We start from the raw sequence: 21,482 nt of genomic DNA, 5'->3' as shown, positions 1-21,482 counted from the left end.
TTGGTTTAGTTAATTTGTCATAAAAAAAACCCCAAGAATAAACTTGAGGTTATATTTATATATAGCGCATTCAAGATAATTACATATTTTTGAAAATAGTGTGCATCAAGCGCTTCTTGTCGTTTATGCTTTCCTCAAGTGAGATCATCGTTTCAGTTCTATACACTCCATCAATATCATCAATCATGAAGATAACATCTTTTGCATGTTTAGTATCTTTAGCTCTAATTTTACAAAAAATATTAAATTTTCCTGTGGTTACTGAAGCTACCGTTACAAATGGAATTTCGTTGATACGTTCCAAAACAAATTTTGTTTGAGAGGTGTTATTCAGAAAAACACCAACATAAGCGATAAAAGAGTATCCCAATTTATCATAATCAAGAACTAATGAAGATCCCATAATAATTCCGGCATCTTCCATTTTTTTTACTCTGACATGCACAGTTCCTGCAGAAATCAATAATTTTTTTGCAATATCCGTAAATGGAACTCTTGTATTGTCTATCAACATATCTAAAATCTGGTGATCTACTTCATCTAAACGAAATTTACTCATAATTCTTAAATTAATATTATTAATTACTATAACAAAGTATAAAATTATACATAAAAACAACAAAAAGACATAAATATTATATTTTTATCATTCCGTTAACAAATTTTATGTCATTATCTAAATAAAAATCAGCTTTTTGGTTTAATTTAGGAATTGAATCAAAATTATTTTTGTATGACGCACCTTCAGCGTCATATTCAAAATGACCAAAATAATTTTCTAAATCGCCTATCTGTGAAACATGAGCATTAAAACAAATCTGATTTTCAATTAACTCTTCTTTGTATTGTGCTGCAAAATTGGTGATTATTTCGATACCATCATAATTTATTTTGATGTTTTTATACATAAAATCATAAAAAACGACTTTATTTTGAGGAATATTCAAATATTTGGTGATTCCGTTGCTAACTATAACGTTTTCGCTCAGTGTAGTAAAACTCGAGATTAACGCCATAAAAACATATTTACGGGTTTCCTCTCTTTCATAATCGTTTGGGAAATGACCTGCTTCAAATAATAATGTGGGAACTCCCAAATATTGAAATTTATCTCCAATACAGTTGATATTGAAAGAATCATCAAAACGTCCAATTTGATTTGGTAAATACTCTTGAAGCACCTCATTTATACTCGCAATCAAATTGATAGCTTTCAATCGGGACTCGTTTATTTCCCGTTCTCGGTTATAAGAAGGCGCTAAAAACGACAGTGTTGCCTGTTTTCCGGTATCGCTTACGCCAAAAATCGTACGCTGATCATGAAGATTAAAGCAATAATCTGGATTAAAAGATTCAAAAACCGCTCTTAATAGCTTACTTTCTGGCTGGGTCAGCTCATTCGAATCGCGATTTAAATCTACTTTGTTGGCATTTTCTCTAGTATATAACTTGGCACCATCAGGATTCAACATTGGAATACTGTAAAAAGTAAATGAATTTAATAATTGTTGTGCCAATTCAGAACCACTCTGCAACACATTTAAAAAGTCAAATAATGCTTTCGTAGTGGTACTTTCATTTCCATGCATTTGTGACCATAGGAAAATTCTAGTTTTACCTTCTCCGATTTGGTACGAATAAATAGATTTTCCGAGCACTGATTTCCCAATAATTTTAAGTTGATTATTGGTGTTTAATTTTTGAAGTAGTGGCTCAATCGAATCTAAAGTTATGTAACGACCGTGAATAGTCTCTTCTTTATATTGACTGAATAATTGTTCTAAATTCATGCTGTTTTATTTGATTTACAAAAGTAAACATCTTTGTATTTACATTTGTAAACTATTTAAATTCAAAATATTTCAAGAATGTAAACAATTATCTGTAAGAAGCTATAATGACTTATCTTCCTTTAATTGACAAATGTTATCAATTTATTTTATATAATTTAAATATTTATTTATCAGTGTTTTAAATGTAATTACCTTTTAAAATACTTTAATAAAATACATCAATTAAAATCGATTTACAGTTGTAATTTAGGTATTTCAATCTATTTTAATTACATTTGTGAATAGTTAATTTATAATACTAATTTACAATGGTAAACATAGAAGATTTTATAAAAAGATTAGAAATTATACTGGATTATTACAGCTTGAATGCTTCTTCTTTTGCGGACAGAATTGGTGTACAGCGCTCCAGTTTGTCGCACCTGTTGTCAGGAAGAAACAAACCCAGTTTGGACTTTATACTTAAAATATTAGATGTTTTTCCTGATGTAGATTTGTATTGGATTTTGAATGGAAAAGGAACTTTTCCAAAAAATTCGGAACAGTTAGATATAAAAGAAAACAATGCTGAGTACATTGGAAAACAAAATATTCCTACTCCACCGAATACTGAAATAATTCCTGAGAATTTATTTTCGGAAATAAAAATCCCAAATCCGATTCCCGAATTGGAAATAAAAAAAACAGAAAATCAAAATAGCGCAAAAGAATCATATTCTGGTGCCATTGATAAAATCGTAATTTTTTATAAAAATGGAACTTTTAAAAGTTATGTTCCCGATTAAAAGTAAATAACCCCAATTCAGATTTCTAAATTGGGGTTATTCACTATTTTAAACTTAAAGACAATTCTATTTCCTAAGAACAAAAACTGAAGTTACGCCTGCTTCGGCTCTTAGATTTATTGGTGCAAAATCACCTGAAGCCGTTGGATAACTATAAGTCAAAACTTGTCCACCTTTATTTTTTTTTCAAAAATATTCAACAGTTATTCAAATGAGTATCCATTTTCCTCGATTTTGCCTTTTACACCTTTATAATGTTTCTTCAAAATATCCATATCACTTCCGATATCTCCTGAAGGTAAAACTGGATTTCCTAAATTCACTTCTTTTCTTCCAAAATCAAATGTGATCGGAATTATAGGAACATTTGCTTTTAAAGCGATATAATAAAATCCTGTTTTTAGTTTTGTAACTTTTTCACGAGTTCCCTCAGGAGCAACAGCCAAACGAAAAATTTCTTTTCTTTGAAAAATAGCCGCAATAGAATCGACTTTGTTCAAACCTCCAGAACGATCCAGTGGTTCCCCGCCCATATATCTAAAATAAAATCCGAAAGGAAAGCGGAATAATTCCTTTTTACCCATCCAGTTCATTTCTAAGCCGGTTATTCCTCTGATGAAAATGCCCAAATAAAAATCGTGCGCACTCGTATGCGGCATCACTATCATCACACATTTTTTGATATTTGCATCAATACCTCCAACTATTTTCCAACCCATGAGCTTGAAAAATATCCATTTGTAAAATTGTTTTTTCATTCTTTATTATTTCATACAAAATAAATAATTTATATCTTATTTTTGAATAAAACTGCTCCAATGATTAAAAAAATATTTAGTTATTTAATTCCGATTAAAGTTTATGAAACGAAATCTGCTTTAAGTAAATCGATTGAAGTGACTTGGACTAATGGCGAATTAGTTTTAGATTCTGAAAATGCCAATTATTCGTACGGCAGTTTACAACGTATTTTGAGATTAGGATTAAAAAACATTGGTTATGAAAAAATAGTTCCAATGAATCATATTTTAGTTTTGGGAGTTGCCGGCGGAAGCGTTATCAAAACATTGGTTGATGAAATAAAATACAAAGGAAAAATTACCGGAGTTGAAATTGACCCCGAAATAATTAAAATAGCCAACACCTATTTTAAATTAGATGAAGTGAAAAATCTTGAAATTGTAATTGCTGATGCTTTCGAATTTGTTTTGAAAACTAAAACCAAATACGATTTAATTATAATTGATATTTTTCAAGATACAGCAATGCCTAATTTTTTATTTGAAACTTTTTTCACCAATAGAGTTTGCTCGCTATTAAAAAATCATGGTTTTATCCTTTTCAATACAATGCTATTGAATGAAAGTCAAAATGTAAGGAATAAAAAATACGTCTCCGAGTTTTTCAAAAGTCAATTTCAAATAAAAACCATTCCTAGAGTTGAAGTTCATAATGAATTGATTGTAATCGAAAAGTTAAATTAAATAATGAATCCTAAATGTTCTTTCTGAAAATTTGCAATCCAATAGTCTTGAAGAAACACAATTATTTTGTACTCTTACATAGCGTTATTTAATACTCTGATGGAATGAAAAAAATTGTAAAAAAACTGCTTCTAGGAAAAACGTCACAAGGTTTTCAACCAAAATTTAATCCGATTCAAAAACGAATACAAAATATTCAATCCATTTGGAATAATGATCATCAGGAAGACAATGGAATTGAAAAAATAGTGCGTTTGATCCTTGCTTCTTCCCAATTGCTTTTTCCCGGAATTTACATTAAATATTGGGCCAGCAAAAAAGGAGTCGAATATCAGGATTTAGCTTTGGATTTCTATGTTTTACTTAAAGTGGTTTTTCCAATAGTGATTTTAGTAAATCATTGGCAAAGCCATCAGTGGCTCATTTGGATTCTTGTTTATGTATTTTTGGAAACTGTTTTTTACATTCCAACATTAATTTTTGCTTCTGATTTATTTTCAAAACCACGTTCGTACAAGAGATCAATGTTGTTGCTTTTCTTTAATTATTTAGAGATTGCATTTGCTTATGCCGTTTTTTATTCAATTGACCGTTATATGAACAAACCGTTTTTTCATTGGTTTGATGCAGTTTACTTTAGTATCGTAACATCCTCATCTATTGGCTATGGTGATTTGTACCCTATTACCACAATTGGGAAATTTCTAGTAACTACACAAGCCTTATTGTTTCTGTTCTTTATTGTACTTTTCTTGAATTTCTTTTCCACCAAAGTAAAAACGAAAGGCTATTTCGATCACGATAACCTGGAATAATTACAGCATTTTCCTAGCTTTTTCTAAATCTTCCGGAGTGTCAATTCCGATTCCAATATGAGTTGTTTCCACCATTTTTATTCGTTTTCCAAATTCTAGGTAACGCAATTGTTCCAGTTTTTCGGATGCTTCCAAAGATTGCATCGGCAAACTGTAAAAATCTAATAAGGCTTGTTTTCTAAAAGCATAAATCCCGATATGTTGCATGTATCGTACGCCCACATTTTTCTCTCTTGGATACGGAATTACCGAACGCGAAAAGTACAAAGCGAATCCATTTTGATCCACAACCACTTTTACATTATTGGGATTATTGATGTCGTCTTCATTTGTAATTTCACGCATCAAGGAAGCCAAATCTACTTTTTTATCCAAATCATTTCTAAAAACTTCAATGACTTTTGCCAAAGGTTCCGAATCAATAAACGGTTCATCTCCTTGCACATTAATTACAATATCAACGTCCATATTTTCGACAGCTTCTGCAATCCGATCACTTCCTGATTCGTGTTCTTTGATACTTTTGATGGCTTTTCCCTTGTGAGAAACGATTTCGTTATAAATTAAATCCGAATCCGTTACCACAAAAACATCGTCAAATAATTGCGTGTTTACGGCGGCTTCATAAGTTCTTAAAATAACCGTTTTACCTCCCAAATCCTGCATCAGTTTAGCTGGAAATCGTGTTGAGGCATAACGGGCGGGAATAACTGCTATTATTTTCATTTTTATACGGAATTGCTGATGCGCTAAGGTAGTATGATTTTTTTATTTTACTAATAATGCGTTTGGTCTTCATCCATTAATTCTGTAATGAATTCTTTTTTTATTTTTATTCTTAAAAAAAATCCGTAAAAACCAAGTATGATCCCAAAACTGCAACTATTTTGCATGGTACTAATATCACTAAAAAGCATAAAATAAAAAATAATTAGTAACGTACATACTTTCAAAAATAGTTCTTTTTGTCAATATTCAATGCTACCTCGCCTGAAAACCATACGAATTAATGAATTTAAAATTACTTTCAAGTTTATTAAAAACACTACTATCTGTTTATCAGTTCTTATTCCTTGCTATCAGCACAAATCGAAAAATAGAGAAGAGAAAAATGTGGCTGTCTTAATGGTCAAACCCAAATTTAATGATAAAAAAATATCCTGTTTTAATTAAATAAACCACTATGGACTGTAAGTCCATAGATTTGGTTGGCAGACTTAAAGTCTGCACGGTTGCTAGTCTTCAATTATGAAGTTGTCATTATTATTTTCATTCAGGTTTCTGTGATGTTCCAAATATTGATTTACCATTATATCTGTGATATTACCCGTACTCCAACATCCAAAACCTATAGTCCAAAAATGAGGCCCTCAATATCTTTTTTTTAGATCTAGGAATTCAATTTTTAGTTTTCTTGAAGAACGCCCTTTCAGTAATTTAACCGAAGTGCTTACATCCTGGGAAGGTCGATATTCAATATGCATGTGGACATGATCTTTTGACACTACTCTTTTTAATATCTGAACGCCTTCCCCTTCACTTATTTGTATCAAAATAGTTCTGCATCGCATTTTAATATCCTCGTGCAAAACTCCATAGCTGTACTTTGTAGCCCAAATTATATGAACGGTTAATCTTGATACTTTATGTTTATTTGATATTTAAAAATCCATATCTTACTATGTACATTTTTAGAAGCTAAAAGCAAAATGCATTAAAGTGTATAGTTTTAACTATTTTTAGGACCAATAAATCTAAAGTATTTATTGTTTCAAACACAATTGACGATCTCTATATTGCCCGGGTTTGTAGGTAACCAAATGTGGTTTTCTTTCAAAAAAAACCTATTATTAAGGAATTCCTGATTCAATTATACCCTAAAAAAAAAATTTGAAGCGTTTTTGAAACTAAAAAATGAAATAAAAAACTGCTGAAATAAGTTCTTTTCAATCGCTTAAGTTATTAAAAATCAAGATTTATTTTAGTTAAATTTAACTTTTTTACTATTTTTTTAAAACCTTAAAAAACAAAAGTAGGATACAATTAAATTGAATTTATTTTTTATCAATATACTTGTTCTTAGTTCACTTTTTACCTCTTTCTTTCTATTTCTTAGTTATTATTTTTTGTTTTAAGGATATAAAATAACCCAATACATTTATCCGATAACTGGTGGTCCATTTGCATTGGAATCGAGTGGTCAATTTACTTATTTTTCCAATCAAAGTGTAAAATAAAATTCCTTGTTACTGACGTAAGAACAGTAATAAATCCAGTTTGAGCCTAATTTTAGGCTTAATTATTCTCTTAAAATTAAGAAAAGTGTATCTTTGTAAATTACTGTTTTACGTAAATTTATTGCTACTTCGTTTATCTGATATTATACTTTGACTATAAATATGGTAACGAAATGCGAGCAGAAAAATATTTTTTTGAATTTAATAAATTATCATTGCGAGTATCACTGCACATGATATCCTAGTGAACTTGATTGATTTGAGTTGCTGATTTGATCGCGCTGAGCACTGATATAAAAAAAATCCTATGTACTTAAAAAGGTTTGAGATCAAGAAAAACATTCAGAAAATGGATGATAAAAATTTGTCGTTTCGGGTTTTTGACCTCGAGACAGCAAGTATTCAAGATTATTTTCAACCACATAAAAAAGATCATTTTTGTATTATTTTAGTTGAGTCTGGAAATATTAAAGTACACATTGAAGATAAAATATATTTATTGAAATCAGGAAATATCTCTATTATATTTCCGGATCAAATCCATTTTTTTTCAAATCTGAGTAATGATTTGGTTGGCAAAATTATATTATTTGAAGAAGTATTGTTTTGTTCGGATATATTGAAAAATGAACTCAGTGCTTATAATGTTAATCTATCGGTACACCTTAATAACACTGCACTTTCTGGACCAGAATTAAAAAAAGTCCTCCCAATTATAAAGAACATACAAGATATTTATAACGCCCCAAGCCTTGTTAAAAAAGAACAGGCTCGTTTTTACATCAAAATTTTTCTTTTAGGACTTATAGAATCAATACACGGCCAACATCCTGTTTTGCATCACGACACGCAAGGAAAAAATCAAAATATTTATATTGCTTTTAAAAAACTTTTAAACCATCAATATAAAAGTGAGCGCAGCGTGCAATATTATGCATTAAAACTTTTTATTAGCACTAAAAAGCTCAATGCTCTAACTAAAAAATATTCTGGAGAAACCGCAATAAATGCAATTCATAACCGCATTATTATTGAAATTAAAAGACAATTATTGTTTTCTGATCACTCTCACAAAGAAATCGCATTTGATCTTGGGTTTAGTTCCCCATCTGCACTTAATAAATTTGTAAAAGCAAAATTAAAAGAAACTCCAACCGACCTTCAAAACGGATTGGCGCAAATTTATACCGCATAGTCTTGTTTATATAACATTCCTCCCTCCCTTCAGATATATCTTTGCATCAGTAATTATTACTAATCAAATATATACAAACTGCTATTTCAAAATAGCGATAGTAGGATAATTATTTCGTTTGATTTTACACATGGGAATCAAAAACATAATTGTATCCTGTACTAAATAGTTACTGCAAAAAATACCACTCAAAATTACCCACTCTTAATGCTGTAATAATTTGACTGATATAATGAGCGGACGGCCTTATTTAAAAATAAAACAATATGAACACAAATACCTTGACAAACAATAATTTGCTTGCTATTCTAGAGGAAAATATACAATTAGCAAATCAGGTGAATCCTCAACAGCTAAAGGTTTTGGTTCACGAAATAAAAGTAGCCAAACGAATTTTTGTTATGGCTGCTGGGAGGAGCGGACTTGCATTAAAAATGGCGGCCATGCGGTTTATGCATTTAGGGTATACTGTATTCATTGTTGGAGAAACGAATACACCTGCTATTCTGAAAGGAGATTTGTTACTTCTTGCATCGGGTTCTGGAACTACTTCTTCAGTACTTTCATCGGCTGAGAAAGCTAAAAGTCAACAAGCTAAAGTTATTGCTATTACTGCTGCTGCAGAAAGTAAATTAGCAAAATTGGCAGACAGTATCATACTAATAAACGCAGCAACAAAAACAGACTTCGGTGTTTCCGTTTCTAAGCAATATGCAGGCAGCCTTTTTGAACAATTTACATTATTTATCTTGGAAGGTGTTTTTATGACCTTATGGCAAGAATCAGGTTTGACTAAAGAAGCGCTATGGCCCAAACACGCTAACCTGGAATAACGATTTTTTTATATTATTAATTTTTTTTATAAATTTAGACATGACAAAATTACAAGTCGCAATTGATTTACTTACTACAGAAGCAGCATTAGAATTGGCACACAAAGTAGCACCTTACGTAGATATTATAGAATTAGGTACACCGCTAATTAAATCGGAAGGTCTAAAAGTTGTTACTGCAATGAAAACAGCTTTTCCTGACAAATTAATTTTTGCAGACATGAAAATCGCAGATACTGGTTTCCTAGAAGCTGAGATCGCATTTTTAGCAGGTGCAGATTTAGTAACAGTTATGGGTGCTGTAGATAATGCTACCATACAAGGAGCTGTAGAAGCTGCGAAAAAACACGGTAAAAAGGTAGTAGTTGATACTATTGGAGTTAAAAACAGAGTAGAAAGAGCTCAAGAAGTAACTGCATTTGGAGTTGCTTTTGTAGAGTTACATGCTGGTCTTGACGAACAAACATTAGCTGGATACTCTGTACAAACACTAATCAGTGAAGGAAGACTAGCAAAAGTTCCCTTTTCTGTTGCAGGTGGCGTAAACATCGATACAATCAAAGATGTTGTAGCTGCTGGTGCTGATGTAGCTGTTGCAGGGGGTGCCATTTATGGTGCTGAAGACCCAGCTGCTGCTGCTAAAGCATTAAAAGATGCTATAAACAGTGTAACTGTAGCGTAATTAATGGATGAAGGCTGGGATTTATTTATAAATTCCAGCCTTTTTTTGCAATAATAAATTTAGATACTAGTTATGAAAACATTCGATTTTGGTATAGTTGGTCTAGGGGTCATGGGTCGTAATCTGCTGTTAAATATGGCCGACCAAAAACATGCTGTGGCAGGCTTGGATTTGGATACGGAAAAAGTGTTATCCCTAACACAGGAAGCTAATCCCCAACACCAAATTAAAGCCACAACAGAAGTAAAAGAGTTTTTAGAACTTCTTAAACAACCAAGAGCTATTATGATATTAGTACCTGCAGGAAAGCCTGTAGATACTGTCATTCAAAGCCTATTGCCCCACCTAGATAAAGGAGACATTATTATCGATGGTGGAAATACCTATTTTACGGATACCGACCGTAGATTTACAGAATTATCAGCCAAAGGAATTCACTTTTTTGGAATGGGTATCTCCGGTGGTGAAAAAGGAGCGCGATTTGGCCCGAGCCTTATGCCCGGCGGTAATAAAGAAGCCTATGAAAGACTAAGACCTATTTTTGAATCGATAGCAGCTAAAGTGGATGGCGAACCGTGCGTAGAATATTTAGGCAACGGATCTGCGGGTAACTACGTAAAAATGGCTCATAACGGAATTGAATACGGTATTATGCAGCTTATTTCAGAGGTTTACGATCTTATGAAACGCGGCTACGGATTAGACGATTCTACAATTCAAAAAGTATTTGAAGACTGGAATGACACCGAACTTCAATCCTACTTGATTGAAATTATAGGCCATATTTTAAAGAAAACAGATACCGACGGCCAAAAGCTTATAAATGTAATATCGGATTGGGCAAAATCTAAAGGAACCGGAAAATGGACTTCTCAAAATGGGATGGACTTAGAAGTACCGTTGCCCACCATAGACGCTGCGGTTGCAATGCGTAATATGTCGAAAAACAAACCGGAAAGAATTGAGGCTTCCGCGAAATTAGTTTGGAATGCAGAACAAGGTAACACTGATCTGCCTTCGGCTATAGAAGCACTAAAAGGAGCTCTACATTTTTCTATATTAATAACCTATGCACAAGGATTAGCATTATTAACTAAAGCTTCACAAGAGTATAATTATGACCTGAACCTTGAGACCATCGCTAAGATTTGGCGCGGTGGATGTATTATTCGCTCTGTAGTGCTTGAGGATTTCCGCCAGGCTTACGCCAAAAATGGTGAACTAAAAAACATACTGCTCGATGATACTATCGCGAAGGCCATAAACGAGAATCAATCCAGTATTAGGTCTACGGTACAATTCGCAGTTCAAAAGGGGATACCCATTGCTGGTTTAATGAATTCCTTAGCTTATTTTGATGCTTACCGATCCGAAAAACTTCCTACCAGCCTTATACAGGCGCAGCGTGACTACTTCGGGGCACATACTTATGAACGTATTGATACGAACGGTATATTTCACACAGAGTGGAATGACTAAATTTTAAATGGAACAAAATGAATAATGTCAATACTATAAAGCCCACCATCATTGTTGTTTTTGGGGCAACGGGCGACTTAGCAAAAAGAAAGCTTTTTCCGGCTTTTTATAATCTTTACCTTGATGGTCGCATGCCGGAAAAGTTTAAAATTTTAGCGCTAGGAAGAGCAGAGAGAAGCGATGCATTATATAGAAACCATGTAAGCGAGAACCTGATAGCGTTTTCCAGAAATAAAATAGCTTCAACAGAAGCCTACCAACAATTTGCTTCTCATATCAATTATTTGCAAAATGATATAGATCACGAAGAATCATATCAAATAATGAAACAAAAGTTGGACGCTATAGATTTGTCTTTTGGGGAGCGTGCCAACAGACTTTTTTACTTGTCAATAGCGCCATCTTTCATTGAAACAATCACAAACAATATAAAGAAAATGGATCTTGCTGCTAATCCTGCACAGGACCGTATTATTATTGAAAAACCTTTTGGATACAATAAAAGTTCTGCAATGCTGCTAAATGAGCTACTGTCACAAACTTTTAAAGAAGAACAGATATACCGAATAGACCATTATTTGGGCAAAGAAACAGTGCAAAATATCTTAGCTTTCCGCTTTGGAAACTCGATGTTTGAGCCTCTTTGGAACCGAAACTTTATTGATTCTGTCCAAATTACTGTTGCAGAAGAAGTTGGTGTTGAAGATCGTGGCGGGTTTTATGAAGATGCCGGTGCACTTCGCGATATGATACAAAATCACCTAATGCAAATTTTAACAATGGTAGCGATGGAAGCTCCCACATCATTGCAAGCAGATGAAATCAGAAACCGTAAAGCTGACGTTTTAAAAGCGATACGACGTATAACTCCCGAAGAAGTAAAACATTACACAGTAAGAGGTCAATATGATAAAGCATCAATAAAAGGAAAACCAGTATCCGGATATTTGCAAGAAAAGGGAGTTGTAGCCAATTCTAACACAGAAACATTTGTAGCCATGAAATTTTATCTTGACAACTGGCGTTGGCAAGGTGTTCCTTTTTACGTTCGAACAGGCAAAAGAATGAAGGAAAAACAATCTTCGATCGTTATACAATTTAAGCCTGTACCCCATTCTACTTTTTCTTTTGGTAAAGAAGGTATGATGCCAAACCGTTTAATTATAAATATTCAACCTGCAATGGATATTAGGCTGCAGTTTATGACAAAAAAACCTGGCCTGTCACTTTCGTTAAAACCTGCAGAGATGGTTTTTGATTATTTTTCATGTTCCACTCAATCACCTGAAGCTTATGAAACATTAGTATTGGATGCTTTGCTGGGAGACCCAACTTTATTCATGCGTTCAGATCAGGTTGAAGAAGCATGGGATGTAGTAACAACCATTCAGGAAGCTTGGGAAAACGATAAGTTTTCAAGTTTGTATAAATATGAAGCCGGGGGCTGGGGTCCTGAAGAAGCAAATAAATTACTTGCCCGCCAGGGACATGAATGGGCATCAAACTCACTAAATGACGTAGAATTAGAAGAAAAAGAAGTAGCAGATGGTAAGTATTTTTAGTAGTAAAGAAGAAATAACACCTTACGCAGCCAATATATTTGTAGCTGCGGCAAAAAATGCAATACAGAAACGGGGCCGCTTTTTGGTAGCGCTTACCGGCGGTTCATCTCCTGTATCGATCTACAAGCTTTTAGCAACACCCCAGTACAAGGCCAAAATAGATTGGGAAAATGTTTTTATTTTTTGGGGTGACGAACGCTGGGTGCCGCTTGATGATGAACGCAGCAACGCGAAAATGTCATCCGACTACCTGTTAAATCATGTTGGCATACCAAAAAGCAACCTATTTCCAATGTATAAGGAAGGTTTTTCACCGGAGGAATATGCTTTCGAATATGAAAAATTGATCAAAAGTCTTACAGGAGAGCATGGACAATTTGACATGATTTTATTAGGAATGGGCGATGATGGCCATACCGCTTCACTTTTTCCAGGTGAAGCCGTATTGCATGAAAATAATAAATGGGTATCGGCCTATTATCTTGAGTCACAAAGTATGTATCGAATAACCCTAACAGCGCCTTTTATTAATAGAGCGAAGGAAATTGTGGTAATAACTTTTGGAGAAAGTAAAGCGCATGCATTAAACGAAGTTTTATATGGCGATTATAATCCCGAAAAATACCCTACGCAACTCATTAAACCCTTCGACGGAAAATTGTTATTCTTGACTGATCAGGCTGCAATAAATAGATAAAGATAATTTGGAAATGCAAACAAAAACTGCACATTTAGCTAACCAATATATTTGTAATTAACTTAATTACGTGAATAAAGGTTTAAAATATTAAGTTTGTAAAGGCAGTTGCAATCTTGCCAAACAGATGTCGTAACAATCCTTTAGTGGATCTGACTTTACATGCTCTTTGAATATTTGTTTTTTCAATCAACCAATTAAAAAGAGATTCTATAGGCTGTCTAATTCTCGACACTGCTGTCCAATACAAGTCGTTTGGAGCTTTATTTCTGTTTTTAATTTCTTGACATTCTCCTTTAACTGCTTTAACAGGAGTCATCATTACAGAGTTTTTTTCTTTCTCAAAATGAGAGAAAAACGCTTTGTTTTGATAAATTTTATCATCAAAAAAGAATCTGTTTTCTTAAGTTGACCATATTTCTATCAATACAGTTAAATCATTGAAAGATGCGAGGGTAATTTGTATCTCTTCGGGAAAAGGAATTTTATTTTACTCGACAAAATTCTCATCCTTAAAACCGATCAAATATAATTTATTTTTGGCTCGGGTCATTGCGGTATACAACCACCGAATATAATCTCTATTGATTCCATCGGGCAAATAAGGTTGTTCAATAAAAACTGTATTCCATTGACCGCCTTGTGATTTATGACACGTAATTGCATACGAGAATTTCACTTGCAGGCCATTGAAATATTCGTTGGCTTTTACTTTTTGGAACTGATTATATTTGGTTTCGCCTTCATAATCTTTTAAGACCTCCTGATACAATCTGTTTGATTCTTCATAGGTCAACGATGGAGATTCGCTTTTTATGGTATCCAATAATAATACTGTTTCAAATGGAATCTGATTAGGGTAATCAATCATTCGTATTTTTACTTTGGCAAACTTAAAGCCATACAATTCTTTGATATTGAAAATTTCCAATATTTCAATAATATCACCATTGGCAATAAAACCGGCTTCATCAGAATCTTTCAACCAGAAATAATTATTCTTTACCACCATCAAGAAATCGCCTGTGGAAAGTTCGCTTTCTTTATCGAGGATTTTGGTTCTGATTTGCTCATTATATTGATTCGCTCTTTTATTGGAACGAACAATAAAAGCCGTATCTTCTATACTATAATTGCTGTAGGCGGAATTGATAGCATCCTGAATATCATACCCATCGGTCAATCGAACAATATCTTTAAATTTCTTGACATCAAATTTGAATTCATCTATGAAGGAATCTTTTAATAATTCCCGAAGCTCGGTAGCATTATGCAAAATTCCGGAATTTTCTTCTTGACGCATCACTTCATCCAACTCTATATGCTCAATTTCCTTATCATAATTCATTCCCAAAGTACGAATGTCCAATGCGGGACTAATATCCAAATTTACCGGCGGCAATTGAGCGGTATCTCCCAATAAAATCATTTTGCAATTAGTTCCCGAATACACATACGAAATCAAATCATCTAGTAAAGAACCGTTTTCATAAAGCTTCGAATCCGAATTAGTATCTGAAATCATAGATGCTTCGTCGACGATAAATATTGTATTCTTATGTTTGTTTTGCTGCAATGTAAACGAAACGCCACCACCGGAAGATTTCTTGGGAAAATAGATTTTTTTATGAATTGTAAAAGCAGGCTTGTTCGAATAATTAGCAATTACTTTTGCTGCACGACCTGTAGGCGCTAATAAAACATATTTTTTATTGATGTCCAATAAACTATTTACAATCGTAGAAATCACGGTTGTTTTTCCCGTTCCCGCATATCCTTTTAAAACAAAAATGGTTCTATTATCGGTTTCGGTTAAAAAAATTGCTATTTTTTGAAAAAAAATATCCTGTTTATACGTGGGTTGAAAAGGGAACTTTTTTTGTAAAAGACTATAAAACAGGGAGGAATTCATTTCGTGTTATTTGACTGCAAAGTAAAGAATGTTTTTTCAATTTCAATGTCAATAGCAATTTCAATTTTCAATTACTGCCAGTGAATTTTGCTATTGTCATTGCCAATGTCGTTGATATTGCAACTGTCATTGCAATTGAATTTTGTAATTGAATTTTGCCATTGCAATTGTTATTGATTTTTAAATTTGTAAGTTTGCACTGTTGAAAAAAGCATTAGTATTATGAACATAGCCGAAAAAAAATATAAAAAACTCTCCATTCAAGTTTCCTTGACGGGACTTTCTTTTTGTTGTTTTGACACGCTAAATAACACGGTAACTTCATTCAACGAAGTGCATTTTGATACGTTTCATAAATCCACAAAAATTGAAAATTTGTTTGCCAATGCTTTTCGAGATCATCCGGAATTAAACGATTCCTATGATGAGATTCTGGTAATTCACAATAATAATCTTTCAACTTTTGTTCCGCAACCGCTATTTGACGAAAACTTTTTAGGCAGCTATTTGCAATACAATACCAAGGTTTTTGAAACCGATTTTTTCGCTTTTGATGAAATTCCAAACTATCAAATGAATGCGGTTTATATTCCGTACGTGAATATCAATAATTTTTTTATTGACCAATTTGGTGCTTTTGATTATAAACATGCCAATAGCATTTTGGTTTCCAAATTATTGGTTGCTTCCAAAAATAAGGATGAGAAAAAAATGTTTGTCCATATTAACACTGGTCATTTTGAAATCATTGTAGTTCAAAACCAAAAACTTCTCCTATTCAATTCATTTGATTACAGTACGCCGGAAGATTTCTTGTATTACATATTATTTACTGCCGAACAATTGAACTTAAATCCAGAAAACTTCCCACTGGAACTAATCGGAAATATCGATGCCGAAAGTGATTATTTTAAAATCACTTACAAATACATTCGCAACGTTTCCCTTATCGATGTGGAAGATTTGCGATGGAACAATTATTTTTCTGAGGCCGAAAACAGAAATCATTTTATACTTTTCAACTCATGAGAATCATTTCAGGAAAATACAAAGGAAGACGCATTTTTCCACCAAAAGGACTTCCCGTTCGTCCCACAACTGACATGTCCAAAGAGGCATTATTTAATGTTTTGAACAACCATTTCAGTTTTGAAGGACTTAAAATATTAGATTTATTTGCCGGAACCGGAAATATCAGTTACGAATTTGCTTCTCGCGGAAGCACACCGATTACTTCTGTTGATGGCGATTTTGGTTGTGTAAAATTTATCAAACAAGTTGCAGCCGAATATGATTTTAATATTGCGGCCACAAAAAGTGATGTTTTCACGTATTTAGAACGATGTAAAACGTCTTATGATATTATTTTTGCAGATCCGCCGTATGCCTTGGATCAAAAAACTTTTGAGAAAATTATCTTGTTAGTTTTCGAAAAAGAATTGCTAAATGAAGAAGGAATGATGGTAATCGAGCATTCAAAATATACTAAACTGGATCACATGATTCACTTTTCATTCGAAAAAAGTTATGGCGGTTCTATTTTTAGTTTTTTCGAAATAGTTTCTGGTGATAAAGAAGATTCTCAAAATGAATCGAACCAAAACGATGGTGAAGAAGAATAATTTATAAAATGAATTATAACAAACAGAGTCCTTGTAATTACAAGGACTCTGTTTGTATATGAAATTATCGGATTCTATTCGAATTATCATCAATGCTTTTCTCTTTAAACTCTGTCGATTTTATTTTACCAAATGAGTATTTAATAGTTATTGAAAATTCATGGGAATCAACCAAATAATTAGCTTTTGAACTAATATTGTTTATCGTGAAATTCTCTTCATAGATCATATTTCTAAAAATATCATTGTAACTTAATGTGCAATTCCAGTTGGTGAAAAACGTTTTTGAAATTGCAAAATCCATAATAAATTTAGCATTTCTTTCAAAGACACCTTCTTTTTGTCCGGTTAATCCCCAACCTGTTAACAAAATTGTATAGCCTTTGGGAAGCTTAAATTCATTATTCGAATAGTAATACAAATATGGTTTTGACGCTCTAAATAGCGCGGAATCATCTTCTATTTTATTCCATATGCAACTTAAAGAATTAGTGGAACTCCAATTTCTATACTTAAAAGGAGCAGTCAATTCCAGATTAAATCCAGACTCTTTATCAAAATTTATTTCTTTAAAAGTCATTATGTTTTGCTGGTTATCATACGAAAAACTACCGTAAACAGGATTGTTATTTTGATAATAACTCAATTTAATTGTTTTATCATTTAATTGAAAAGTGGATGAAATTTCGTTGTTGATAGTTGGGTCCAAATTAATATTTCGAGCATATAAAAAATACGGATTGATGTACGTTGATCCTTGACTTAATGACGAGTAATTGGGCCTCGAAATACTTGTTGCATAATTTAAACTAATAGTTTTTAGAGTATCTATCGGGAAAGTAAGCTGTACTTTCGGAAATAAATTGTTGTAATTTTTATTGACTAAAGGCTCTTCATCAGAAATGAATTTTCCATTTACTTTGGTATTTTCAACTCGCAATCCAACTGAGAAATTTACTTTTTTAATTTCTCCAGAAAACTGACTGTACCACGCTGAATTTTGTTCTTTAAAATCATAATGATTCGTTGTAGTTTTATTTGTTTCATAATTTAAAAAATCTAAATCAGATTTTGAAGTTGCAGTAGAATATAATCCGCCAATTTCTAATTTCATATCATTTTTGAACTTTTTTTCTAAATCAATTCTTCCAGAAAATACGTCAACATTAAACTTCTGATTACGATCTTGCGTCAATTGAAATTCGGTATCGTTATAATTATTTTGCACTAAACTAGATTCATTCTGATCAAAAATAGAATATTGAACACCTGCAAAAACCTGCGTATCAATTGACTTAATTTTCCTAATATAATTCAAAAAAGAGTTCATAAAATTCTTTTTACTATCATTATCACTAAAAGTTAAAACGTTATTTTTTATGTTCGCATTTTTATTGTAGGTTGCTGTATTGATATCAAAAAAATCATTTTGCAACTTACTATTTACATTAAACGACACATAATCAACTTCGTTTATTTTGTAAAAAAAACCACCTCCAAAAATAAATTGTTTTCTTTTTGTAAAAGCGGAAACGTCATAATTGGAAACAATATTAGCATCTGGAATTTGATAATCAATACGATGACTTTCCCAAGGCTGAAGCTTATTATAATTGAAATTGGCTTTCCATTCAATTTTGTTTTTCTTGAAATTAGAATTGAATCCAAGGTAATTATTATAGTCTTTTTTGAAGGAAGCAACTTCTGTAATCGAAGTTTGAAAGCTATCTTTTTTACTAAATTTTCGCATAATCAAAATCACAGCACGTCCTTCGGCTTCATATTTAGCAGATGGATTCTTGACGATTTCGATGCTTTTTATATCGGCTACAGCCAAAGCATTCAAATCATTCATTCCAACTTTTTGATTGTCAATATAGATCAAGGGATTTCCTTTTCCGATAATTGTTATTTTTTCTCTATCTGAAGAAATTTGAACCGCAGGCAATTTTGCCAACAAATCTAAAGTATTCGGAATAGAATTGTAAATCGAATTGGCAACATCGAGTTTGATATTTCCATTTTGATTAGAAAATGATTTTTTATTTTGGGAAATAACAACTTCATTTAATTTATCAGAAATACTGTCTTTTGAAGTTTCATTTTGAGAAAAACCAAATAGTGAAACAAAGAATAAGATAATGAATAAAATGAATTTTAAAGGCATGTAGATTTTTGGTTTAGAAAGATTTTTGGTTTAGTTTGCTACAAAAATGCTTCTAAATATTCGTAGTATAAGTTAATTGAAGGTTAATGCACAGTTAATGCAAAAATTGAATAATAAAATACTTATTTTTGAATTCTATTTTTCCATAAATGAAACAAAAAATCAATTTATTAATTGCACTTTCGGTTATCGCTTTGATAACCTTGTCGGTTGTGCAATGCTATTTGGTAAAAACGACTTACAATTATAAAGTAGCCCAGTTTCACTCGGAAATTAAAGAGGAGATTGGTAATATTACAAATGGTTATAGTGATATTGATTCGGCTTTTGTCAACAAAAAAGAATTGCTTTATAAACAATTAGCCAATAATTATATTCTGGATAAAAAAACTAAATTTTATATTAAAAGTGCTCTGTTCCAAAACCAATATAGAAGCGAATTAACTCGAAAATTGCAACTTAAATTCGAAAGGGAAATACCTAATCTCACTATTAATTTTGCAATTGTTCTTAACAAATTTGTCATTTATAACAGCCTGAAAAAAGCAGATACCATATTTTCAGAAAAACCTTTTATAAAAAACAAACTTTACGGAGATTTAGCCTCTTTGGACAATGCTTTTTTAGTTCGGAATTATGTTGGAACAACGAGCGGTTCTTCCTTAAATCAGGATTATAAATTGCTTACCGAAGATTCTATGTATGTCTCAGTAATCGATTGGGAAACTATAATTCTAAAAAGAATGAGAATGATTTTGATCTTATCACTGTTTTCGATTCTGACATTAATAACACTTTTTGTAATTGCCATTAAAGCACTAATTAAACAAAAAAAAGTAAGTGACGTAAAAACTGATTTTATCAATAATATCACTCACGAACTCATAACCCCTTTGACAACATTAGGTATTTCCACTAAAATATTGGAGCGAAAAGACATTCGGGAAAATGACGCGCAATTTAACAGTGTTCTCCATACCATTTCACGACAACATAATCGTTTGCATAATTTGATTGACCAAGTAATGGCAAATTCATTGGGTGAACATGAAATTGAGTTACAAAAAGAAAAAATTGATTTGGAGACTTTTTTGAATGCAATTATTGGGGATTTTAAAATTTCAAATCCAAAAACTTACATCATAACAGATTTCAATACTGCAAAAACCACTTTGTTATTAGACCAGTTTCATTTGACAACCGCTATTCAAAACGTGCTCGAAAATGCCGTAAAATATGGCAGCACAACTATTACAATCAAAACTGCATTAGTCCAAAATCAATTTCGCATTAGCATTAAAGACAATGGAATTGGGATTTCAAAAAATAAACATTCATTACTATTTGATAAATTTTACAGAGTCGAGCAAGGCAATTTACATAATACAAAAGGACTAGGATTAGGCCTTTATTATGTAAATCAAATCATAAAAGCACACCAAGGCTCGATTGCTGTTATGAGTGATTTAGGAAAAGGATCTGTATTTACAATTATGTTTCAAGTTTAATAATTTCCCATTGAAAAAAGTACTTTTAGCCGAAGATGATTTTGATTTTGCAAGCGTTCTCAAACAATATATAGAATTGTATGATTATGATGTGACTTGGGCAGAAAACGGAGAAGAAGCGTTAACTGTTTTCCAATCTGCAACCTTCGATATTTGTGTTTTTGATGTCATGATGCCAAAAATGGATGGATTCACGCTCGCAGAAAAAATCATTACAATCAATCCCGAAATTCCTTTCGTTTTCTTGACGGCAAGAAAGTTAAAAGAAGACAAAATCATTGGATTAAAATTGGGTGCCGATGATTATATCGTAAAACCTTTTGAGGTAGAAGAACTCGTTTTACGCCTGAACAATATTTTGAAAAGAAGTCGACAAAAACAATCTTTATCGTCAGAAATTGATGAATTACAAATTGGATCTTATTTATTCGATACTAAACGTTTATGTCTAAAAAGCAATTCCAAAATACAGCAGCTCACAGAGAAGGAAGCATCTCTTATTCATTTTTTTTATAATCATAAAAACCAAATGATAAAAAGAGAACAAATCTTAAAAGCAATTTGGGGTACTGATGATTTTTTCTCTGGAAGAAGTATGGATGTTTATATCAGTAAAATCCGAAAATATTTCAAAGATGATTCGCGAATTAATATTGAAAGCGTCCGTAATATTGGATTGGAATTTAAGATAATAAATTAAACTACACACAA

20 protein-coding genes and 1 pseudogene are annotated in these 21,482 nt (G+C 32.2%); 13 read left to right on the top strand and 8 right to left on the bottom strand.

The features are described from left to right. Nucleotides 1-79 precede the first annotated feature (79 nt). Nucleotides 80-559: an Lrp/AsnC family transcriptional regulator gene (locus BMZ76_RS08515; protein ID WP_072943262.1), complete on the bottom strand. Its 480-nt coding sequence runs from the start codon at nt 557-559 to the stop codon at nt 80-82. Between the two features lie 76 nt (nt 560-635). Next, the gene (locus BMZ76_RS08510; RefSeq protein WP_091204895.1) at nt 636-1,790 is read right to left on the bottom strand and encodes a M14 family metallopeptidase; all 1,155 of its coding nucleotides are present in this window, start codon (nt 1,788-1,790) and stop codon (nt 636-638) included. A gap of 311 nt (nt 1,791-2,101) precedes the next feature. Here BMZ76_RS08510 and BMZ76_RS08505 point away from each other — a divergent pair, with 311 nt between their 5' ends. Next, nucleotides 2,102-2,578 (top strand): helix-turn-helix domain-containing protein, encoded by a 477-nt coding sequence (locus BMZ76_RS08505; protein WP_091204893.1) that lies wholly within the window; start codon nt 2,102-2,104, stop codon nt 2,576-2,578. A 203-nt stretch (nt 2,579-2,781) separates the two neighbouring features. Here BMZ76_RS08505 and BMZ76_RS08500 read toward each other — a convergent pair whose 3' ends face one another. Next, nucleotides 2,782-3,336, bottom strand: coding sequence for a 1-acyl-sn-glycerol-3-phosphate acyltransferase (locus tag BMZ76_RS08500; RefSeq protein WP_091204891.1), 555 nt, complete (start codon nt 3,334-3,336; stop codon nt 2,782-2,784). A 60-nt stretch (nt 3,337-3,396) separates the two neighbouring features. On the opposite strand from BMZ76_RS08500, the gene BMZ76_RS08495 reads away from it, so the two are divergent. Together BMZ76_RS08495 and BMZ76_RS08490 are read left to right on the top strand one after the other, a co-directional pair. Next, nucleotides 3,397-4,062 carry a spermidine synthase gene (locus tag BMZ76_RS08495; RefSeq protein WP_091204889.1) on the top strand — a complete coding sequence of 222 codons (666 nt, stop codon included), beginning with the start codon at nt 3,397-3,399 and terminating at the stop codon, nt 4,060-4,062. A gap of 104 nt (nt 4,063-4,166) precedes the next feature. Beyond that, entirely contained in the window at nt 4,167-4,877 is a 711-nt protein-coding gene (locus tag BMZ76_RS08490; protein WP_091204886.1) for a potassium channel family protein, read from the top strand. Here BMZ76_RS08490 and kdsB read toward each other — a convergent pair whose 3' ends face one another. Continuing rightward, on the bottom strand, nt 4,878-5,603 hold the full coding sequence (gene kdsB, locus BMZ76_RS08485; RefSeq protein WP_091204882.1) for a 3-deoxy-manno-octulosonate cytidylyltransferase: 726 nt from the start codon (nt 5,601-5,603) through the stop codon (nt 4,878-4,880). It lies immediately after the preceding gene. Nucleotides 5,604-6,112: 509 nt separating this feature from the next. Beyond that, a pseudogene (gene tnpA / locus BMZ76_RS08480) lies at nt 6,113-6,538 on the bottom strand (IS200/IS605 family transposase). An 883-nt stretch (nt 6,539-7,421) separates the two neighbouring features. Here tnpA and BMZ76_RS08475 point away from each other — a divergent pair. The 6 genes from BMZ76_RS08475 (at nt 7,422) to pgl (ending at nt 13,562) form a co-directional block, all read left to right on the top strand. Then, nucleotides 7,422-8,309 carry an AraC family transcriptional regulator gene (locus tag BMZ76_RS08475; protein ID WP_091204879.1) on the top strand — a complete coding sequence of 296 codons (888 nt, stop codon included), beginning with the start codon at nt 7,422-7,424 and terminating at the stop codon, nt 8,307-8,309. 266 nt (nt 8,310-8,575) lie between these two features. Beyond that, nucleotides 8,576-9,142, top strand: a complete 567-nt coding sequence (gene hxlB, locus BMZ76_RS08470; RefSeq protein WP_091204877.1) for a 6-phospho-3-hexuloisomerase — start codon at nt 8,576-8,578, stop codon at nt 9,140-9,142. 40 nt (nt 9,143-9,182) lie between these two features. After that, nucleotides 9,183-9,824, top strand: a complete 642-nt coding sequence (gene hxlA, locus BMZ76_RS08465; protein ID WP_091204874.1) for a 3-hexulose-6-phosphate synthase — start codon at nt 9,183-9,185, stop codon at nt 9,822-9,824. Nucleotides 9,825-9,896: 72 nt separating this feature from the next. After that, on the top strand, nt 9,897-11,303 hold the full coding sequence (gene gndA, locus BMZ76_RS08460) for an NADP-dependent phosphogluconate dehydrogenase (protein ID WP_091204873.1): 1,407 nt from the start codon (nt 9,897-9,899) through the stop codon (nt 11,301-11,303). Nucleotides 11,304-11,320: 17 nt separating this feature from the next. Further along, the gene (zwf, locus tag BMZ76_RS08455) at nt 11,321-12,865 is read left to right on the top strand and encodes a glucose-6-phosphate dehydrogenase (protein WP_091204870.1); all 1,545 of its coding nucleotides are present in this window, start codon (nt 11,321-11,323) and stop codon (nt 12,863-12,865) included. Further along, entirely contained in the window at nt 12,849-13,562 is a 714-nt protein-coding gene (gene pgl, locus BMZ76_RS08450) for a 6-phosphogluconolactonase (RefSeq protein WP_091204868.1), read from the top strand. The genes zwf and pgl overlap by 17 nt, the downstream gene beginning before the upstream one ends. An 82-nt stretch (nt 13,563-13,644) precedes the next feature. On the opposite strand, the gene BMZ76_RS08445 is transcribed toward pgl, so the two are convergent. Continuing rightward, the gene (locus BMZ76_RS08445) at nt 13,645-13,884 is read right to left on the bottom strand and encodes a transposase (RefSeq protein WP_091204866.1); all 240 of its coding nucleotides are present in this window, start codon (nt 13,882-13,884) and stop codon (nt 13,645-13,647) included. A gap of 168 nt (nt 13,885-14,052) precedes the next feature. Further along, the gene (locus BMZ76_RS08440; protein ID WP_091204863.1) at nt 14,053-15,474 is read right to left on the bottom strand and encodes an ATP-dependent DNA helicase; all 1,422 of its coding nucleotides are present in this window, start codon (nt 15,472-15,474) and stop codon (nt 14,053-14,055) included. A 222-nt stretch (nt 15,475-15,696) separates the two neighbouring features. Between BMZ76_RS08440 and BMZ76_RS08435 the strand changes: the two genes are divergently transcribed. Then, the gene (locus BMZ76_RS08435) at nt 15,697-16,503 is read left to right on the top strand and encodes a DUF3822 family protein (protein ID WP_091204861.1); all 807 of its coding nucleotides are present in this window, start codon (nt 15,697-15,699) and stop codon (nt 16,501-16,503) included. Further along, nucleotides 16,500-17,096: an RsmD family RNA methyltransferase gene (locus BMZ76_RS08430; protein ID WP_091204860.1), complete on the top strand. Its 597-nt coding sequence runs from the start codon at nt 16,500-16,502 to the stop codon at nt 17,094-17,096. The genes BMZ76_RS08435 and BMZ76_RS08430 overlap by 4 nt, the downstream gene beginning before the upstream one ends. 64 nt (nt 17,097-17,160) lie before the next feature. Here the strand turns inward: BMZ76_RS08430 and BMZ76_RS08425 are convergent, their stop codons facing one another. After that, nucleotides 17,161-19,263 carry an outer membrane beta-barrel family protein gene (locus BMZ76_RS08425; RefSeq protein WP_091204859.1) on the bottom strand — a complete coding sequence of 701 codons (2,103 nt, stop codon included), beginning with the start codon at nt 19,261-19,263 and terminating at the stop codon, nt 17,161-17,163. 149 nt (nt 19,264-19,412) lie between these two features. Between BMZ76_RS08425 and BMZ76_RS08420 the strand changes: the two genes are divergently transcribed. Together BMZ76_RS08420 and BMZ76_RS08415 are read left to right on the top strand one after the other, a co-directional pair. Then, a complete protein-coding gene (locus BMZ76_RS08420; protein WP_091204856.1) occupies nt 19,413-20,771 on the top strand; it encodes a sensor histidine kinase in 1,359 nt (452 codons plus the stop codon). 10 nt (nt 20,772-20,781) lie between these two features. Further along, complete coding sequence (locus tag BMZ76_RS08415) at nt 20,782-21,471, top strand: response regulator transcription factor (protein ID WP_091204854.1); 690 nt, start codon at nt 20,782-20,784, stop codon at nt 21,469-21,471. Nucleotides 21,472-21,482: the final 11 nt, after the last annotated feature.

Origin of the sequence: Flavobacterium xueshanense (assembly GCF_900112975.1) — a bacterium.
Taxonomy (GTDB): domain Bacteria; phylum Bacteroidota; class Bacteroidia; order Flavobacteriales; family Flavobacteriaceae; genus Flavobacterium; species Flavobacterium xueshanense.
The sequence above is the reverse complement of the archived record's forward strand: the minus strand, read 5'-3'. Positions and strand labels throughout refer to the sequence as shown.

Excerpts from the sequence above, each read along its gene's own strand:
- BMZ76_RS08515 (WP_072943262.1), bottom strand. The coding sequence starts at position 559 with ATGAGTAAATTTCGTTTAGATGAAGTAGATCACCAGATTTTAGATATG.
- BMZ76_RS08510 (WP_091204895.1), bottom strand. The coding sequence starts at position 1,790 with ATGAATTTAGAACAATTATTCAGTCAATATAAAGAAGAGACTATTCAC.
- BMZ76_RS08505 (WP_091204893.1), top strand. The coding sequence starts at position 2,102 with ATGGTAAACATAGAAGATTTTATAAAAAGATTAGAAATTATACTGGAT.
- BMZ76_RS08500 (WP_091204891.1), bottom strand. The coding sequence starts at position 3,336 with ATGAAAAAACAATTTTACAAATGGATATTTTTCAAGCTCATGGGTTGG.
- BMZ76_RS08495 (WP_091204889.1), top strand. The coding sequence starts at position 3,397 with ATGATTAAAAAAATATTTAGTTATTTAATTCCGATTAAAGTTTATGAA.
- BMZ76_RS08490 (WP_091204886.1), top strand. The coding sequence starts at position 4,167 with ATGAAAAAAATTGTAAAAAAACTGCTTCTAGGAAAAACGTCACAAGGT.
- kdsB (WP_091204882.1), bottom strand. The coding sequence starts at position 5,603 with ATGAAAATAATAGCAGTTATTCCCGCCCGTTATGCCTCAACACGATTT.
- BMZ76_RS08475 (WP_091204879.1), top strand. The coding sequence starts at position 7,422 with ATGTACTTAAAAAGGTTTGAGATCAAGAAAAACATTCAGAAAATGGAT.
- hxlB (WP_091204877.1), top strand. The coding sequence starts at position 8,576 with ATGAACACAAATACCTTGACAAACAATAATTTGCTTGCTATTCTAGAG.
- hxlA (WP_091204874.1), top strand. The coding sequence starts at position 9,183 with ATGACAAAATTACAAGTCGCAATTGATTTACTTACTACAGAAGCAGCA.
- gndA (WP_091204873.1), top strand. The coding sequence starts at position 9,897 with ATGAAAACATTCGATTTTGGTATAGTTGGTCTAGGGGTCATGGGTCGT.
- zwf (WP_091204870.1), top strand. The coding sequence starts at position 11,321 with ATGAATAATGTCAATACTATAAAGCCCACCATCATTGTTGTTTTTGGG.
- pgl (WP_091204868.1), top strand. The coding sequence starts at position 12,849 with ATGGTAAGTATTTTTAGTAGTAAAGAAGAAATAACACCTTACGCAGCC.
- BMZ76_RS08445 (WP_091204866.1), bottom strand. The coding sequence starts at position 13,884 with ATGATGACTCCTGTTAAAGCAGTTAAAGGAGAATGTCAAGAAATTAAA.
- BMZ76_RS08440 (WP_091204863.1), bottom strand. The coding sequence starts at position 15,474 with ATGAATTCCTCCCTGTTTTATAGTCTTTTACAAAAAAAGTTCCCTTTT.
- BMZ76_RS08435 (WP_091204861.1), top strand. The coding sequence starts at position 15,697 with ATGAACATAGCCGAAAAAAAATATAAAAAACTCTCCATTCAAGTTTCC.
- BMZ76_RS08430 (WP_091204860.1), top strand. The coding sequence starts at position 16,500 with ATGAGAATCATTTCAGGAAAATACAAAGGAAGACGCATTTTTCCACCA.
- BMZ76_RS08425 (WP_091204859.1), bottom strand. The coding sequence starts at position 19,263 with ATGCCTTTAAAATTCATTTTATTCATTATCTTATTCTTTGTTTCACTA.
- BMZ76_RS08420 (WP_091204856.1), top strand. The coding sequence starts at position 19,413 with ATGAAACAAAAAATCAATTTATTAATTGCACTTTCGGTTATCGCTTTG.